Source organism: Corynebacterium mendelii, assembly GCF_017307055.1.
GTDB lineage: Bacteria > Actinomycetota > Actinomycetes > Mycobacteriales > Mycobacteriaceae > Corynebacterium > Corynebacterium mendelii.
On record NZ_JAFLEQ010000003.1, the window covers coordinates 449,533 to 466,365 of the forward strand.

General features: G+C 63.0%; 15 protein-coding genes and 1 tRNA gene. All 16 read left to right on the top strand.

Features of this window, described 5'->3' with window-relative positions; translation table 11 throughout:
* Positions 1 to 229 precede the first annotated feature (229 nt).
* The 16 genes from JZY06_RS01785 to ruvA all read left to right on the top strand — a co-directional run bounded on the left by JZY06_RS01785 (position 230) and on the right by ruvA (position 16,799).
* Positions 230 to 301, top strand: a tRNA-Val gene (locus JZY06_RS01785).
* 779 nt (positions 302 to 1,080) lie between these two features.
* On the top strand, positions 1,081 to 1,659 hold the full coding sequence (locus JZY06_RS01790; RefSeq protein ID WP_377768893.1) for a copper resistance CopC family protein: 579 nt from the start codon (positions 1,081 to 1,083) through the stop codon (positions 1,657 to 1,659).
* Between the two features lie 11 nt (positions 1,660 to 1,670).
* The gene (locus JZY06_RS01795; protein WP_207117994.1) at positions 1,671 to 2,426 is read left to right on the top strand and encodes a copper chaperone PCu(A)C; all 756 of its coding nucleotides are present in this window, start codon (positions 1,671 to 1,673) and stop codon (positions 2,424 to 2,426) included.
* 374 nt (positions 2,427 to 2,800) lie between these two features.
* Complete coding sequence (locus tag JZY06_RS01800) at positions 2,801 to 4,090, top strand: Dyp-type peroxidase (RefSeq protein ID WP_207117995.1); 1,290 nt, start codon at positions 2,801 to 2,803, stop codon at positions 4,088 to 4,090.
* A gap of 1,223 nt (positions 4,091 to 5,313) precedes the next feature.
* A complete protein-coding gene (gene thrS / locus JZY06_RS01805) occupies positions 5,314 to 7,299 on the top strand; it encodes a threonine--tRNA ligase (RefSeq protein ID WP_242516537.1) in 1,986 nt (661 codons plus the stop codon).
* A gap of 5 nt (positions 7,300 to 7,304) precedes the next feature.
* Positions 7,305 to 7,931, top strand: a complete 627-nt coding sequence (locus JZY06_RS01810) for an HIT family protein (RefSeq protein ID WP_330617017.1) — start codon at positions 7,305 to 7,307, stop codon at positions 7,929 to 7,931.
* A complete protein-coding gene (pgsA, locus tag JZY06_RS01815; RefSeq protein WP_207117997.1) occupies positions 7,924 to 8,574 on the top strand; it encodes a phosphatidylinositol phosphate synthase in 651 nt (216 codons plus the stop codon). Before JZY06_RS01810 ends, pgsA begins: the two co-directional genes overlap by 8 nt.
* Positions 8,575 to 8,669: 95 nt before the next feature.
* Positions 8,670 to 9,632 (top strand): phosphatidylinositol mannoside acyltransferase, encoded by a 963-nt coding sequence (locus JZY06_RS01820; protein ID WP_207117998.1) that lies wholly within the window; start codon positions 8,670 to 8,672, stop codon positions 9,630 to 9,632.
* A gap of 10 nt (positions 9,633 to 9,642) precedes the next feature.
* Entirely contained in the window at positions 9,643 to 10,761 is a 1,119-nt protein-coding gene (locus tag JZY06_RS01825) for a glycosyltransferase family 4 protein (protein ID WP_207117999.1), read from the top strand.
* Entirely contained in the window at positions 10,758 to 11,231 is a 474-nt protein-coding gene (locus tag JZY06_RS01830; protein WP_207118001.1) for a LemA family protein, read from the top strand. Before JZY06_RS01825 ends, JZY06_RS01830 begins: the two co-directional genes overlap by 4 nt.
* Positions 11,232 to 11,522: 291 nt before the next feature.
* Positions 11,523 to 12,419 (top strand): pyridoxal 5'-phosphate synthase lyase subunit PdxS, encoded by an 897-nt coding sequence (pdxS, locus tag JZY06_RS01835; protein ID WP_207118003.1) that lies wholly within the window; start codon positions 11,523 to 11,525, stop codon positions 12,417 to 12,419.
* Positions 12,420 to 12,555: 136 nt separating this feature from the next.
* Positions 12,556 to 13,416, top strand: a complete 861-nt coding sequence (locus JZY06_RS01840; protein WP_207118005.1) for an acyl-CoA thioesterase — start codon at positions 12,556 to 12,558, stop codon at positions 13,414 to 13,416.
* A 162-nt stretch (positions 13,417 to 13,578) separates the two neighbouring features.
* Positions 13,579 to 14,175 carry a pyridoxal 5'-phosphate synthase glutaminase subunit PdxT gene (gene pdxT, locus JZY06_RS01845; RefSeq protein WP_207118007.1) on the top strand — a complete coding sequence of 199 codons (597 nt, stop codon included), beginning with the start codon at positions 13,579 to 13,581 and terminating at the stop codon, positions 14,173 to 14,175.
* A gap of 143 nt (positions 14,176 to 14,318) precedes the next feature.
* Positions 14,319 to 15,083: a YebC/PmpR family DNA-binding transcriptional regulator gene (locus tag JZY06_RS01850; RefSeq protein ID WP_207118009.1), complete on the top strand. Its 765-nt coding sequence runs from the start codon at positions 14,319 to 14,321 to the stop codon at positions 15,081 to 15,083.
* Positions 15,084 to 15,364: 281 nt separating this feature from the next.
* Positions 15,365 to 16,057 (top strand): crossover junction endodeoxyribonuclease RuvC, encoded by a 693-nt coding sequence (gene ruvC, locus JZY06_RS01855; protein ID WP_207118011.1) that lies wholly within the window; start codon positions 15,365 to 15,367, stop codon positions 16,055 to 16,057.
* A gap of 139 nt (positions 16,058 to 16,196) precedes the next feature.
* The gene (ruvA, locus tag JZY06_RS01860) at positions 16,197 to 16,799 is read left to right on the top strand and encodes a Holliday junction branch migration protein RuvA (RefSeq protein WP_207118013.1); all 603 of its coding nucleotides are present in this window, start codon (positions 16,197 to 16,199) and stop codon (positions 16,797 to 16,799) included.
* Positions 16,800 to 16,833: the final 34 nt, after the last annotated feature.

Consider the following 16,833-nt stretch of genomic DNA (forward strand, 5'->3'; position numbering starts at 1 on the left):
CGGCGTCACCGTTCGAGCACGGTTGGATGTATCGCGGACCCAGTGACGGTACGCTTTAAAAAGTAAGTGACAAAGCCGCCGCGGTCGCAGGCGGTGAAGCGGAAAAAGAGGGCTAAACGACGGGGCGATGGTGGCGTAACACCAGCGTGAGCTGGCGATTATGTAGCCGAGAATGTGACATGCTAAATTATTGCGGTGCACGCGAGATCATCGCGCAGCACATGCATACGGTCCCATGGCTCAGTGGAAGAGCGTTCCGTTCACACCGGAAAGGTCGCTGGTTCGATCCCAGCTGGGACCACAGACAGCAAATATCCGTCAGCCCCGGCTGGCGGATATTTCGCATTTCAGGGGTTTTGCTTCTCCCGGCCATGTTCCCAAGCGGTGATTGGTCGGGCATGGAGGAACCCGCCAGTGTGGCGGCAGGCTGTCGGGGGTGGAATGGGACACGGCGAGTGGGGTTTGAAAACACAGGCGATACTTCCGGGTCTCCCGCGGCCGCACAGGAAATCCCAGACGCGGAAAATAGGCGCTGAACAGTGTGGGTTCACAGTTTTCGCCGCCGGTGGGTGCGCCCCAATCCGGGGCTGCCCCCACCCGGAGTTCAACGCCGGTAGTTGAGGTGTTTCCGGCAGGACGGGTGTGCGGGTTTGAAAAGATGCGGGAACTAATCGGCGGCCATGGCCGACTACTTAACAAGGGCGTCCGATCGATTGGGTGATCGCTGCTGTGGTTTCCCACCCGATTGGCCGCTTTTTCAACTCGGGCCAGGTAACGCGCCTTGTCCCGATCATGTGGCGGAATTGGTCGCGACGATGGTGACCGCTTGTCTTCCGGGGCGGTGCGCCGCATGACCGGCGGCAGGTTGTGCCGGTAGAAATACCGCGCTTCCTTTTTGTTTTGGTGGAGGTGCAAAATTTTCACCGATGACAGCTTGTTGCCGCCGGTAGCTTATAGTTGCGCTAGGGGCCGGTCGTTTAGCCCAACCACAAGCTGTACAATCCGGCGCCAGGGTTGCATTCGCAACTCTGCTATCGCAGTGTCCCGCTGTTCAACAAGGAAAGATGAAGGTTTTACTCTGTGCTGATTGATCCTGCATTCCGCCGTAACAGGTGGGCTACCAAGTTGGTGGCGGGAGCTTTCGCTGCGGTTGCTGTTGCGGTACCGACAGGGCTGACCGGGGCTGTGGCCCCGCCCGTTGCTGTCGCCCACGACAGTGTCATCAATTCCAAACCTGAAGACGGCGGCACGGTTGCCGAATTCCCCCGGGAAATCGTGCTGGAATTTTCCGGGATTCCCAAGCCGAACTTCAACACGGTGGCAGTATCCAATGCGGATACCCGTGAGGTGCTGTTCTCCGTGGAACCGATACTCGACCAACAGTTCGTCCACGTCGATGTTCCGGCGGATATTGATCCGGGGCCGGGCAATTACCTTGTCGGCTTCCAGATCACTTCGTCGGATGGTCACGCTACCCGGGGTGGCGTGACGTTTTCTGTTGCTGTCAAACCGGAAGATGTCACAACTGACGGTGAATTCCATGACAACACCCCTGCATCCGGTGATTCCTCCGGCCCGTCCCTCGGGTTGGTCGTCGGATGTATCGCCATTGTCGGCATCCTTGCCGCTGTGGTGTTTCTGTACGTAAAACGAAAGTGAGATCTCTTCCTATGACTACAACCTTTACCCGCGCATCCATCGCACTCGTATCTGCAGCCGCCCTGACCTTGGCTGGTTGCGGCAAAGATACCGACGCTGGTGACGCCACGGAGGCAGCCACCTCGGCTGCCGCCGCCGCATCCACCGCAGCATCCAGTGCCAAGGAGGCCGCCACCTCCGCAGCGTCCGAGGCAAGTGCCACGGCAAGCTCGGCGGCAAACTCCGCCACAGGTGTGTTCACCAGTGACAACATCATGTTCAAAGACGCCTACGTCAAGGCTGCTTACGCCAAGGAGTCGCCGGAAACCGACGGCATGGTTGGCATGACCGCTATTTTCGGCACCATCGTCAACAAGTCCGATGAAACGGCCCACATTGTTGCATTCACGGACAACACCGGTGCTAAAAGCCATGAAATCCACGAAGTGGTCAACGGCAAAATGCAGGAGAAAGAAGGCGGCCTGGTCATCGACGCCGACTCCGAGCATGTTCTTAAGCCCGGTAGTGACCACCTGATGCTGATGGGTCTGACAAAGGACATCAAACCGGGTGAGAAAATTACTGTCACCCTGGAATTCGACAACGGTGACGAAGTGACCTACGCCGATATCCCGGTGCGTGACCTGGCCGCAGGTGACGAGGAATACTCCTCCGACCACAAGATGGAAGGCCACGACATGGACGGCGAGATGAAAGACGGTGACCACAAGATGCACGCCGACCACGAGATGGACGGCGACAAAATGGAAACCGATGACAACAAGTAGCGATTTTGCTGCTGGCAGTTGTGCCGGCAGGGAAACGCTGTAGGAAAAGCAAGGTTGCCCCGCGGGCAGTGGTCGACACTGCCCGCGGGGCGGTGGAACGGAGTTTGCCGGAACCCGGTATTTTTCTGTTTCCCGGTGCTGGGTTGCCGTCAGCGCCGCCGGTTCGATCACCCAGTCCGGCGGGGCTGCACGCACCTGGCGCCAACCGGCTACGGCGTACTTGCGCACCAATGACTTGACCCCTTCTCGCATCGTCGCCGGATCGTGGAAGCAAAATAAATATTCTCTGGTTCTTTGCAGCTTCCCGGCGGCACCCGACACAGGGACCGCCGATCGGGCACGGACGACACACAGCCCTCGAGGATGATCGATCTATGACAGATAACACCGAACACGAAACCGCCTGCCCGGTACCCAGTCGGCTATCACGCCGAAACTTTTTGGCGGGCCTCTCGGTTTCCGCTGCCGGAGCCGCTGGTCTGGCTGCCGCGGGAACAGCTCATGCCGCCAATGAGACATCCACCACCGGGGCTGGTTCGGGCAAATCAGAGCAGGTGTCTGAAACAGATAAAACGATTCCCTTCGATGGTCCGCATCAAGCCGGTATCCGTGAGCCTGCCCAAGCCAACGGAAATGTCGTCGGTTTCACTGTCCGCAGGGGTGTCAGCGCCGACGATCTTCGGCGGTTGATGGTGATATGGACAGAGGACGCGCGGCGGATCACCGCCGGAAAGCACCCGCTTGCTGATTTGGATGAGGAACTCGCGGAAAATCCGGCGTCACTGACAATCACCTGCGGATTCGGTGAACGATTTTTCGATTTGATCGGCAAGAAACAGCACAAGCCCGACTGGCTGGCCCCGTTGCCGGCCTTCGAGCGTGATGAGCTTTCCGACGAGTGGGGCCAGACAGATCTGATGCTGCAGCTTTGCTGTGATGATCAGTTGACGTTGACCCACGCCACCAGGCACATGATTCGCTCCGGGCGGGCGTATGTCACTCCGAAGTGGATCCAGATGGGATTTCTTCCCCGGGCCGGTTCCCGTGGGGGCGGCGCGCCCCGCAACCTGTTCGGTCTGAAAGACGGAACAGTCAATCCGGGATCGGAGCGCGAATACAACGACATCGTCTGGATCGATGAGGGGCCTGAGTGGGCACGGGGCGGAAGCTGCATGATTATCCGCCGTATCGCCTTCGATATTGCTGACTGGGAAAAGCTCGATCGCGCCAGCCGCGAAAACGTCTTCGGCCGCAAACTGTCCAGCGGGGCACCCCTGACCGGTGAATACGAGCACGATGACCCCGACTTCAACAAGCTGGATCAGTACGGGCTTCCAGTGATCGACCCGACCAGTCACATGGCACGGGCGACCAACCCGGAAGACAAGCCCACCCAGAAGCTCCGGCGGCGTGCATATTCCTACGATCTGAATCTCAACCCCGCCGTGGACGACGACTACAACCAGGGTCTGATGTTTATCTGCTACCAGAAAAACCCCCTGGATCAGTTCGTTCCGATCCAGCAGCGACTGGATAAAATCGATCGGCTCAACCAGTGGGTCACCCACATCGGCTCGGCGGTGTTCGTCTGTCCCCCCGGAACCGACCCCACGGGTGCTGATGGCCTGGACACCTATTGGGGTCAGTCGTTGTTTGAGTCCTAAAGCATCTGGATTTTCCCGGTTCCGGCTACTGCCGGCGGCGGGGATCCTCTAGCCGGGTCACCACTGCCCGGCCCCGGGGGACACCCGGCCCGCCGGTTCCGGCGCGCTAAGAGGTCCTGGTGGCCGGTCGCCCGGTTCTGTTGCGCTGTGCTGTTGCGATAACTGGACGATGTGCCTGCTCCCGCAAGCGTCGGCAGACCCACCGGTTACCACCGCGGCGGTTGACATCCGCGGCCTTGTCCCGCCGCTGTCGGTCCAAGGGGTGATGGGCGTGTCTGGTGTGCAAAGCAACGCCCGGTGTGTGGATGGATGCGGCAACGATTCGCCTCTGTCAGGTGGTCAACCTTGACAAAAGCCCGGGTTTCCCGCCTGTTGGGAGGGAACAAGCAGTGACAGACATCCGGTCCGGTGACCTCTCGTTTTTGCCGGGAGGCTCCGTTGATTGCGCACAATGTTCCCTTGCTGCTGCCCGTTTGCCCCAGGCACCGTGTGTTTCACCGCTTTTGTGATGTTCGCCTGAGTCAAGGGTCGACGCGGATACTCCCGTGGCCATCACCCGGTCTTCGACCGTGACCGGCCGGTATGCCGCGGGGCGGCAGCGGGACAAACCGGCAACCGGAGAGCATCGGGTTCGGCACCATTGCCGTGACACCGGTGGTGAACGGCCGGGGGTCGTCTGGCAATGGCGCATCGAACCAGGTCACAGAGGGCATATTTCAGGTGTCGTGCCCATGACCGGTCCCAGTTCCAGCGGGGATGCTGGTCTGCGTCGGCAGGTGCAGTGCAGCGGGTGCTGTGGCCCACCGGCTGGATGCCCGTCGCCCCGGTGGACGGTGCTCAACGACCGGGAACATCAGCCCCCGCCACGGCATGTGGGGCTGCAGCTGGCACCGCGGCTCCCGCCGCCGGTTGTCCGCCGGTGGTGCGGTAGCATGAGGGACCATCGGCCCGCAGTGCGTGACATCGCTTTCATGCGGTGCTGGCAGTGTTGTCGCACCAGGTGGACAACCTCCCAGCCCGGCGTGTGAAAAAACGGTGTATCCGTTGCCGGGCCGGTAACACACCAATCAAGCGGTCCCCGGCCAGGTATGCCGGGTCCGCCCGAGCGCAGTAAGGAGCGCTTTAAAACCGTGTCTGAATCCGAAAAGAATTCCCCGGCCGAGCACTGTCAGGGCTACGGTGTCCCGTTCACTGTCACCGCCGGTACGCCGGTGGGGGCAGCCATGCGCGAGCTGGGCCTGCCCAACAAAGGACCCGAAGCTGTGGTGGTGGTCCAGGATGCCGCAGGACAGTTGAGGGACCTCTCGCACACCCCTGGGGTGGACACCGAATTCACCCCGGTGCACGCTGACACGGAACAGGGCCGCGCCGTTATCCGCCATTCCTGCACCCATGTGATGGCTCAGGCTGTGCAGGCTGAATTCCCCGGCACCAAACTCGGTATCGGCCCGGCGGTCGACAACGGTTTCTACTACGACTTTTTGGTCGACGAGCCGTTTACCCCGGACGATCTCAAGCGCATCGAAAAGCGCATGAAAAAAATCATCAAGTCGGGGCAGCGTTTCGAACGCCGCGTCTACGACGATGCCGCCACCGCCCGGCAGGCACTCAAAGACGAGCCGCTGAAGCTGGAGCTGATCGACGACAAAGGCAACGTTGATCCGGACTCCGATGAGGCCACCGAAATCGGTGCCGGGGAACTGACCGGTTACTACAACGTCAATCCGCGGACCAACGAAGACGAGTGGTATGACCTGTGCCGTGGGCCGCATGTGCCCACCACCAAATACATTCCGGCGTTCGCCCTCACCCGGTCGTCGGCCGCCTACTGGCGCGGCGACCAGAAGAATGTGGGCCTGCAGCGGGTCTACGGCACCGCCTGGGAGTCGAAGGAAAAACTCGACGAATACCAGCACATGATGGCCGAAGCCGAAAAACGCGACCACCGGCGTCTGGGCCAGGAACTCGACCTGTTTTCCTTCCCGGATGAGATCGGTTCCGGTTTTCCCGTGTTCCACCCCGACGGCGGCATCATCCGCCTGGAGATGGAGGAGCATTCCCGCCGTCAGCACCTGGCCCACGGCTACAGCTTCGTCAACACCCCGCACATCACCAAAGGGGACTTGTTCTCCAAGTCCGGCCACCTCGATTTCTACGCCGACGGGATGTTCCCGCCGATGAAACTCGACGGCGAGTACGACGATGAGGGTAACTGCACCAAACAGCCCCAGGACTACTACGCCAAGCCGATGAACTGCCCGTTCCACAACCTGATCTTCGCCTCCCGGGGCAGAAGCTACCGGGAGCTGCCGCTGCGGCTGTTCGAATTCGGCACTGTCTACCGCTACGAGAAATCCGGTGTCATTCACGGGCTGACCCGCGCCCGCGGTTTCACCCAGGATGACGCCCACATCTACTGCACCGAAGACCAGCTGGAAGCAGAACTGACCCGGGTGCTGGAATTCGTGCTGTCCCTGCTCAAGGACTACGGTCTCGACGACTTCTACCTGGAGCTGTCGACCAAGGATGAAGGCAAGTTCGTCGGCTCGGATGAGATTTGGGAGAAATCCACCGCCATCCTGGAACGGGTCGCCCAAAAATCCGGTCTGGAACTGGTTCCCGATCCGGGCGGCGCGGCTTTCTACGGGCCGAAGATTTCCGTGCAGGCCAAGGATGCGATCGGACGGACCTGGCAGATGTCGACGGTGCAGCTGGACTTCAACCTGCCGGAGCGTTTCGAACTGGAATACACCGCCTCCGACGGGTCGAAGAAACGGCCCATCATGATCCACCGGGCGCTGTTCGGTTCGATCGAACGGTTCTTCGGTGTTCTGCTCGAGCACTACGCCGGTGCTTTCCCCGCCTGGCTCGCCCCGCACCAGGTGGTCGGCATCCCGGTGGCCGAAGAATTCATCGGCTACCTGGACGATGTCACCGCCACACTGCGGGCGAAGGGAATCCGCGCCGAAGTGGATACCTCCGATGACCGGATGCAGAAGAAAATCCGCACCCACACCACCGGCAAGGTGCCCTTCATGCTGCTGGCCGGCGGGCGGGACGTGGAAAACAATGCGGTCAGCTTCCGCTTTTTGGACGGATCCCAGAAAAACGGTGTTCCCGTCGATGAGGCCGTCGACATCATCTCCGAATGGATCAACTCGCGCAACAACACCCAGCCGAGTAATGAGACAATCGAAAAGCTCGGGTGATCGGCGTGGCAACCGACAAGCAAGCCCCCGGCCCCGTCGACGACCGTGACACCACGGTGGTCGACGGGGGAGTGGGGGTGCCTGACAGGCTGATCCGCCTGTGGGCTCCCTACCGCATGGACTACATCGTCAACAACGGTGGCGACGGTGACCAGGTCGACAAAGGCACGGGCAACAAGGACAGGGATCCTTTCCTCAAAGTTCCGACCATGTCGGATGAGGATGGTCTCATTGTGGCCCGCGGCGAGACGGTGTTCTGCGTGTTGAACCTGTTTCCCTACAATGCCGGCCACATGATGATCATTCCCTACCGCAAGGTCGCCAATCTGGAGGATCTCTCGGAAGCCGAATCCGGCGAATTGATGCTGTTCGCGCAAACAGCCATCAAGGTTGTGAAAAAAGTATCCGCCCCCGATGCGATCAACGCCGGATTCAATCTCGGCCGGGCATCGGGCGGATCGGTGGGTGACCACCTGCACATGCACATTGTTCCCCGGTGGACCGGGGACGCGAATTTCATGACCGTCATTGACGGCACGAAAGTGCTGCCGCAGGCGCTGCGCGCCACCCGGGAGCTGCTGGCCCGCGCCTGGGCCGCTGATCCCGCCAACCCGGGGGTGGCCCGTGCTTAGCGTGAAGGGAAGAAAACCCGCCGCTTTGGTTGTGGAACCGGTGGCCCGGTGGTTTCTGCGGCTGGGGTGCAAACCCAACCAGATCACCATCGCCTCGGCGACGCTGTCGGTGGCGGTGGTGGTGTTTTTGATACCGACCGGCCATCTGCTGGCGGCTGCTGTCCTGGCCGGGCTTTTCACCGCCTTCGACATGATCGACGGCACCATGGCCAGACTCAGGCGGGGTGGTACCCGGTTTGGGGCCACGCTGGATGCAACCTGTGACCGGATCACCGACGGAGCGCTGTTTTCGGCGATCCTGTGGTGGGAAATCTATGTCCGCGGCGCCAACCGGTGGTTGGTGGCCGCCACCATGGTGGTGTTGGTGACAAGCCAGGTCATCTCCTATGTCAAGGCCCGCGGCGAAGCATCCGGGTTCACTATGATCGGGGGCCTGGTGGAACGCCCCGAGCGGCTGATCCTGGCGCTGGGTGGACTGGGTCTGACCGGGCTGGGGGTGACCTATGCCATTGATGCGGCGCTGTGGATTCTGGCTGCGGGCAGTGTGTTCACCGTGGTTCAGCGGCTGCTGATGGCCAAAAATGATCCCCTTGCAGCCGACGGAATCAAACCCCCGGCAGGTGCCGCCGATCCCCGGCGCTAGCAGCACCCCGGCCTGCGTGTCCCCGGCGGGAAGGCAGGCCGGGGTTTTGCGTTTGTAGTCCCTGTTGTTTTTTCAAAAAAGCGATGTGAGATGCCGTGACTGATCCCTTACTCGAAGCCCTTGCCGACAAAGATCCGGCCGCCGTGGGGTACCTGCTCGGCTGGCGGACCGTCAACAAACTGCCGCCGGCGGTGGTGACCGGGTTGTTCAATCTGGGGGCCGATATCGCCAGTGGCAACGGCCGTTCGATGGATCAGCTGCGGCGCAACCTCACCCGGGTGGTCGGCCCCGACAATGTCACCCGCCAGCTGGTCAAAGATTCGGTGCGCTCCTATATGCGCTACTGGGCGGAAGCCTTCCGGCTGCCCTCACTGGCCGGCGACGAGAGGTTGCTCAAACAGGTTGACCAGTCGGCCACCGGTGCCTGCCATGTCGCGGAATCCCACCGTCAGGGCCGGGGTGTGGTGGTGACCATGCCGCACACCGGCAACTGGGATTTGGCCGGGCTGTGGTTTGCCCGCCGGTTCGGCAGCTTTGTCACCGTCGCCGAAAGACTGAAACCGGAAGTGCTCTACCGGGAGTTTGTTTCTTTCCGGTCCTCCCTCGGGTTCAGTGTTTTGCCGGCCAGCGGGGGAGTTCGTCCTTTCCCGGTGCTCACACGCACCCTGCTCGACGGCGGGATCGTGTGCCTTCTGGGGGAGCGGGATTTGAAACGCTCCGGGTGCCGGGTCGATTTTTTCGGCGAACCGGCCCATTTTCCCGTGGGGCCCGCGAAACTGGCCGCAGCCACAGGCGCGGCGCTGCATGTCGGCCACTCCTGGTTTGAATCCGGCGGATGGGGGCTGAGTATCTCCGGCAACCTCAATCCGGGCGGGGGGCCTGCAGGGGAACCGACGGCCCCGGAGACGGTGCAGTCGCTGACCCAGGACATCGCCCACCGGTTTGCCGCCAACATCGCAGCACACCCCACGGACTGGCATATGCTGCAGCCGGTATTCGACAGCGACCTCGAGGCTTTGTCTGCCCGCCGCGCCCGGGCTGCAGGCCGGACCAGGTGAGGAAGAACCCATGCGCATCGGTATCGTCTGCCCGTACTCCTTCGATGAACCCGGCGGGGTGCAGGCCCACATTCTTGATCTGGCCGAGTGGCTGAACAACCACGGCCACACCGCCAAAGTGATCGGCCCCTGCTCGGCGGAGACCCCGGTGCCGGATTTCGTCACCCGCGGCGGCGGGTCGATCGGGGTGCCCTACAACGGGTCGGTGGCCCGGCTGTCGGTGGGGCCGAAAGTCAATGCCCGGTTGGCCGGGTTCATCACCCAAGGCCACTTCGATGTGCTGCACATCCATGAGCCGAATTCCCCCAGCTATTCCATGGCGGCGTTGAGAATGTGCCACGGGCCGATTGTGGCGACCTTCCACACCTCCGGGGCGGAGTCGACGGCGCTGCGCCTGGCCCGCCCGGCGCTGAAACCCCTGCTGGAGAAAATCCGCGGGCGCATCGCCGTGTCCGAGATGGCCCGCCGTTTCCAGGTCAATCAGCTCGGCGGGGATCCGGTACTGATACCCAACGGGGTGGATACCGGCCTTTTTGCCGCCGCGGCCACAAGGGCTGCCGCCACCGGTTCCGATGCGGTCGCAGACAGTGGCGGCACCGGTGTGGAGGTGGTGTTTCTGGGCCGTCTCAATGAGCCGCGGAAAGGTTTCGGCCTGCTGGTTGAAGCCCTGCGGTATGTGCACTGCCCCGTGCATGTCACCGTCATCGGCTCCGGTACACAGATTCCTCACGAGCGGATCAGCTATGTCGGACGGGTCAGTGACAGCGCCAAAGCCGACTATCTGGCCCGCGCCGATATTTATGTCGCCCCCAACACCGGCGGGGAATCCTTCGGCATAGTGCTCATCGAAGCCATGGCCGCCGGGGCGGCGGTGATCGCCAGCGACCTGGAGGCCTTCCGGGCCGTCACCGACCAGGACAGCGACCACCCGGCCGGGCTGGTCTTTCCCACCGGTGACCCGCAGGCGCTGGCAGCCGCCATTGACCGGCTGGCAGGCGATAAGGATCTGCGCGCACAGCTGGTGGCCAACGGCAGAAAACGGTGCGCAGACTATGACTGGGATACGGTGGCACGCGAGGTACTGAGGGTCTATGAGACCGTGGCCGATGGAACGGTGGTGTCGGTGTGAACGCTGTGTGTCTGGTGCTGGCCGCGGTTGTGGTCACCACCGTGGTGTTGTGGGCCTGCTTTACCGCCCAGCGGCTCAACCGGCTGCACATCCGCACCGATGCCGCCCGCATCACGCTGAAAGGGGCGCTGGACCGCCGGGCGGCGGTGGCCGCGGCACTTGATCCGTCACTGGTGGCCGCATGCCGCCGCGCCGAGGCAACCGGCCTGGGTCCCGGCGACATGAGTGCCCGGGTGGCGGCGGAAAATGAGCTGACGGATCTTCTTGCCGCGTCGCCGGCCGCCGCCCACCCCCAGATCGCCGACGCCGAGGCGCGGGTGGCCCTTGCCCACCGTTTCTACAATGACGCGGTCACCGACACCCGGGCGGTGCGCACCAGGGCGCTGGTTAGGCTGCTGCGCCTGGGCGGGACCGCGCCGCTTCCGGCCTACTGTGAACTGGCGGTGGCAACCCACCGGACGGCACCATGAAAAAGACAGCGTCACAGACCATGCTGTCTAGTCGTGGCCTGGGGTTTTCCGCGCTGGTGCCGGGGTGGTGTGGCTGCCGGGGTATCCGGCGGTCTACGATTGGTTGGCGGCACCGGTATTGCGCGCCTCTTTTTTGGCTTGGCCCGCCTGTTCGGGGCGGCTGAGATCAGCCGGCGGCATGCCGCCGGTGCCCGACCACATGACCGAGCCCCGGGGGACAGTTGCCCGACGGCCTCTGCGCCACCACAGCCCCCGCGGCAGACACCGGATGATGAAAGCGACAGTTGTAAGTTGAGCGAAAACCAGATAACCCACGGAACCCCCCGCGTCAAAAAGGGGCTGGCCGAAATGCTGAAGGGTGGCGTCATCATGGATGTCGTTACCCCGGAGCAGGCGAAAATCGCCGAGGACGCCGGTGCCACGGCGGTGATGGCCCTGGAGCGGGTTCCCGCTGATATCCGCGCCCAGGGTGGGGTCAGCCGCATGTCGGATCCGGACATGATCGAGGGCATCATCAAGGCCGTGTCCATTCCGGTGATGGCCAAAGCCCGCATCGGCCATTTCGTGGAAGCACAGGTGCTCGAGTCCCTCGGGGTCGACTACATCGACGAGTCCGAGGTCCTCACCCCGGCCGACTACGCCAACCACATCGACAAGTTCAAGTTCACTGTGCCGTTTGTCTGTGGCGCCACCAACCTGGGTGAGGCGCTGCGCCGCATCAACGAGGGCGCGGCGATGATCCGCTCCAAGGGTGAGGCGGGAACCGGGGACGTGTCCAATGCGGTCACCCACATGCGCACCATCCGCCAGCAGATCGCGCAGCTGACCTCGATGGCCGAGGATGAACTCTATGTTGCCGCCAAAGAGCTGCAGGCCCCCTATGAACTGGTCCGCGAGGTGGCCGCCAACGGCAAACTGCCGGTGGTGCTGTTTACCGCCGGCGGTATCGCCACCCCGGCGGATGCCGCGATGATGATGCAGATGGGGGCGGAGGGCGTGTTCGTCGGCTCCGGGATCTTCAAGTCCGGGGACCCGGAAAAACGCGCCCGCGCCATTGTGCAGGCCACCCAGAACTTCGACGACCCGAAAACCATCGCCGATGTTTCCCGCGGCCTGGGCGAGGCCATGGTCGGCATCAATGTCGACGACATCCCGAAGCCCCACCGGCTCGCCGAGCGCGGCTGGTAGAACAACACGGATCCGCCTGCCCGTGCACCAGTTTTGTGGCTGTCCGGGCGGTGGGGGCAGGCGAGATCCGGGCGGCACACCCCGCCGGGTGCCGCGTGCCTGTGTTCCGGCGTGAAACGACGCTAAACTCACTGCAATGGCCCGTATTTTCACTGTGCTGGATGTTGAACGCATTGACCGTGACATCTTCCGTGGTCCGACGGTCGAATCCGGTTTGACCCGGACGTTTGGCGGCCAGGTTGCCGCGCAGGCGCTGGTGGCCGCCATCCGGACAGTCGACAGCGACCACCGGGTGCATTCCCTGCACGGCTATTTCGTCGCCCCCGGCAGTGCGGCTGACCCGGTTGTTTTCCGGGTGGACCGGCTCAAAGACGGCAGAAGCTTTTCCGCGCGGGCTGTCACCGCGATCCAGCACGGCCGGACCATTTTCACCATGCAGGCGTCGTTTCACGCCGCCGGTGAAACCGGTATCGAACACGCCGACCGGATGCGCAAGCTACCGTCGCCGGAAGAGATCACCACCGACACCTCCCATCTGCGCTCCACGCTCAAGGCGCTGCTGAAAGAGTGGAGCGACTGGGATATCCGGGTGGTTCACCCGGATGATTACCGGCCCAACCCGTACACCGCATCCCAGCAGTGCGTGTGGTTCAGGTCGAAAACCCCGCTGCCCGACGACGACACCGTGCATGTGTGCACCCTGACCTACATGTCGGATATGACACTGCTGCAGTCGGCGCTGGTACCACATCCCGGGGCCGCGGTGCAGGAAGCCTCCCTCGATCACGCCATCTGGTTCATCCGGCCGTTCCGGGCCGATGAGTGGCTGCTCTACGACCAGGTCTCACCGGTGGCCCACGCCGGGCGGGCATTGACCCACGGGCGGATTTTCAACCGCTCGGGCCAACTGGTGGCGGTGGTCACCCAGGAAGGGCTGACCAGGACCCTGGCTCCCGGAACCTCCCCCATCCCGATGGCAGAGACACCCGGGACCTAGAGTCTCCGGCCGCTCCGGCATCCAGCCGGCCCTGCGGGCAGGCGCGCCCCCCGGTCCACCTCTGCGGCCCGGCCCGCTCCACCCGGCCGGGCATACTGCCGGGCGGAATCATCCACAATCAAGCTCTACCGAAAAACCCGAACCCTCAAGGAGGCCCCGGCCATGTCACCGGTTATCGGCATTTTGGCGCTGCAGGGCGGCGTGGCGGAACACGAACGCAGCCTCGGCGCCCTCGGCGTGAAATCCCGTCTTGTCCGCCGCCGCGAACACCTCACCGGCATCGACGCGTTGATTTTCCCCGGCGGGGAATCGACGACCATGTCGAAACTGCTGGTGCTCGGCGGCCTGTATGAGCCGGTCAAACAACTGCTCGATGGCGGTCTTCCCGCTTACGGCACCTGCGCCGGAATGATTCTTCTGGCCAGCAGGGTGGAAAACACCCGGGATGACGCGGTCAGCTTCGGTGCCATCGACATGACCGTCAAACGCAACGCCTTCGGCCGCCAGGTCGATTCTTTCGAATCCGATCTCACCGTCACCGGAATCGACGGTAAGGTGCATGCGGTGTTCATCCGCGCCCCGCAGGTCATCGAGTGCGGCGCCGACTGTGAGGTTCTCGCCCGGGTCGACCAGGGGCCGGCCGCCGGGGCGATTGTGGCCGTGGCGCACAACAATGTGCTGGCCACCTCCTTCCACCCGGAAGTCACCGACGACACCCGGGTGCACGAGTTGTTCATCAACCGTTTCGTCGGTGCCTGACCACGGGCGGGTGGTCTTGTGTGACCCGCCGGATGGCGGCTGCCGCCGTGGGGGCCGCTATACTGGCACCGATCTGCGGGCATGGACTGCACCGCGGAAAATTTAAACTGATAATCCCTGTTGTCAATTCCCGAGGAGCTTGCATGTCCGGCCACTCAAAGTGGGCTACCACCAAGCATAAAAAAGCCGCCAACGACGCCAAACGCGGCAAAGAGTTCGCCAAGCTGATCAAGAACATCGAAGTGGCTGCCCGCACCGGTGGCGGTGACCCCGCCGCCAACCCGACGCTGGACGACATGATCAAGAAGGCCAAAAAGGCCTCGGTTCCCAACGACAATATCGAGCGTGCCCGCAAGCGCGGATCCGGCGAAGAAGCCGGCGGCGCCGACTGGCAGACGATCATGTACGAAGGCTACGGCCCCAACGGTGTGGCCATGCTCATTGAATGCCTGACCGACAACCGCAACCGGGCCGCCACCGAGGTGCGCACCCGCATGACCAAATTCGGCGGCAACATGGCCGATTCCGGTGCGGTGAGCTACCTGTTCACCCGCAAAGGCGTTGTCACCGTCACCGCCGATGGTGTCACCGAAGACGATCTGCTCATGGCGGTGCTGGAAGCGGAAATTGACGTCGACGAAGTCAACCAGCTGCGGGAGGGTTTTGAAATCGTCTCCGCGGCAGGCGACATGTTGGCTGTCACCAAAGCCCTGGAGGAAGCGGGCATCGAGGTTGAGGATCACGACAGCGATTTCCGTGCCTCGGTGGAGGTTCCCCTGGAGCTGGCCGACGCCAAGCGCATCATGAAGCTCATCGATGCGCTGGAAGAATCCGACGACGTGCAAAACGTGTTCACCAACATGGATCTCTCCGACGAGGTGCTCCAAGCCCTGGAGGAAGAAGACTAGAAACACCATCCCGGTTGGCCGGACAGCCAGCCGCCCCCGCAGAATCCGGCACACCCCGCCCGTGACCGCCGCCAACCGGCGACCGCACCGGCGGGGTGTGGGTTTTTCCACCGGCAGGCCCGTGGATGGCATCCACCGCTGACACCGTCAGCTGCGGCAGCAGTGAGAACTATCGCAAAAATGTGCTATAACAGGGGCATGGTCCACCCCCCGGAGCCGGGGTACCGTGGGCCGGAAAAAGGGCAATCCACCAAACGACAACAGGCGGGACGGGAAAAGCCGTGAATCTTGAGGGACTGCGGGTGATGGGAATCGATCCCGGCATGACCCGCTGCGGTTTGTCGGTGGTGCAGGCCGGTCGCGGCCGCACCGTCTACCCGGTTGCCGTCGGGGTCATCCGCACCCCGGCCAGTGATGAACTGCCCAACCGGCTGCTGCGGATATCCCGCGCGGTCGGGGAGTGGATGGACCAGTACCATCCCGATGTCGTGGCCATCGAGCGGGTTTTCGAACGCGGTGAAGTATCCACCGTCATGCACACCGCCCACGCGGTGGGGGTGCTCATGCTGGCGGCCGCGCAGCGGGAGATCCCGGTGCACAATTACACCCCCAGCGAGGTGAAAAAAGCAGTCTCCGGCAACGGCCGGGCCGATAAAAAACAGATGACCGCCATGATCACCCGGATTTTGGGTCTGTCGCAGCCGCCGAAACCGGCCGATGCCGCCGATGCCCTGGCGCTGGCCGTCTGCCACTGCTGGCGGGCACCGCTGTTGCAGCGTTCGAAACAGTCGGCTGCCCTGGCCGGATACGCCGACGACGAGGCCAGACGACGCCACCAGCAGGGTCGGTTGGCGAAACTGAAAGCCGAATACGATCAACAACAGGCCACCCAAGGCGCGGCGAGCAAAGGCCTGCGCGGGCAGGATGCACAGCACCGGGTGATCCGGCAGATCGGCAAAGCGGCGTGGCGCTGACCCCGGGTGGTCGGCAGCCTGTCGACAGCCCCAGCCCACCCTGCGGCCCGGGCTGAGCGTGAAAAACCCTGATGTTCCCACACACCGTCACCGCCGGGATACCCGGACGGACTCTTTGACCAAGGAGCCACCAACCACCATGATCGCATCGCTTCACGGACCAGTTATCAGCCTGGGATCCGACCACGCCGTCATTGAATGCGGCGGGGTGGGCTACCTGTTTACCGCCACCCCCAAAACCCTGGCCACCCTGCGCCGTGGTGAGCAGGGTCGGGTGATCACCAGCATGGTGGTGCGGGAAGACGCGATGACCCTCTACGGTTTCGGTGACGAGACGGAAAAAGAAATGTTTTCCCTGCTGCAGACAGTCAAAGGTCTGGGCGCCAAAATCGCGGTGGCCGCCCTGGCCACCCTGGATCCCGCGGAGATCGCCGATGCGGTGATCGCCGGGGATTCCAAAAGACTGCAGACAATTGCCGGGGTCGGTGACCGGATGGCCAAGCGCATGTGCCTGGAGCTGAAAGGCAAAACAGACGCCTTCGCCACCCCCGGCGGACACCCCGGCGGAACCGGCGGGCCGGTCGGGAAAGTCACAACAACCGAGGGCGAGGATCTTGTGGTGGCGCTGAAGAACATGGGCTTTAGCCAGGCGGAATCCGAACCGGTTGTGGTGTCGGTTCTGGCGGAGACCGACACCCGTGATGTCGGCGAGCTGCTCAAGGCATGCCTGAAAAAACTGTGACCGCCCACCCTCACCGGGCCTTGGGTGGTTCTCC

What these genes read in the sequence shown, in the direction of transcription:
- JZY06_RS01850 (WP_207118009.1), top strand. Translation starts at nt 14,319, where the DNA reads ATGTCCGGCCACTCAAAGTGGGCTACCACCAAGCATAAAAAAGCCGCC.
- JZY06_RS01840 (WP_207118005.1), top strand. Translation starts at nt 12,556, where the DNA reads ATGGCCCGTATTTTCACTGTGCTGGATGTTGAACGCATTGACCGTGAC.
- thrS (WP_242516537.1), top strand. Translation starts at nt 5,314, where the DNA reads ATGCGCGAGCTGGGCCTGCCCAACAAAGGACCCGAAGCTGTGGTGGTG.
- JZY06_RS01795 (WP_207117994.1), top strand. Translation starts at nt 1,671, where the DNA reads ATGACTACAACCTTTACCCGCGCATCCATCGCACTCGTATCTGCAGCC.
- ruvA (WP_207118013.1), top strand. Translation starts at nt 16,197, where the DNA reads ATGATCGCATCGCTTCACGGACCAGTTATCAGCCTGGGATCCGACCAC.
- pdxT (WP_207118007.1), top strand. Translation starts at nt 13,579, where the DNA reads ATGTCACCGGTTATCGGCATTTTGGCGCTGCAGGGCGGCGTGGCGGAA.
- JZY06_RS01825 (WP_207117999.1), top strand. Translation starts at nt 9,643, where the DNA reads ATGCGCATCGGTATCGTCTGCCCGTACTCCTTCGATGAACCCGGCGGG.
- JZY06_RS01800 (WP_207117995.1), top strand. Translation starts at nt 2,801, where the DNA reads ATGACAGATAACACCGAACACGAAACCGCCTGCCCGGTACCCAGTCGG.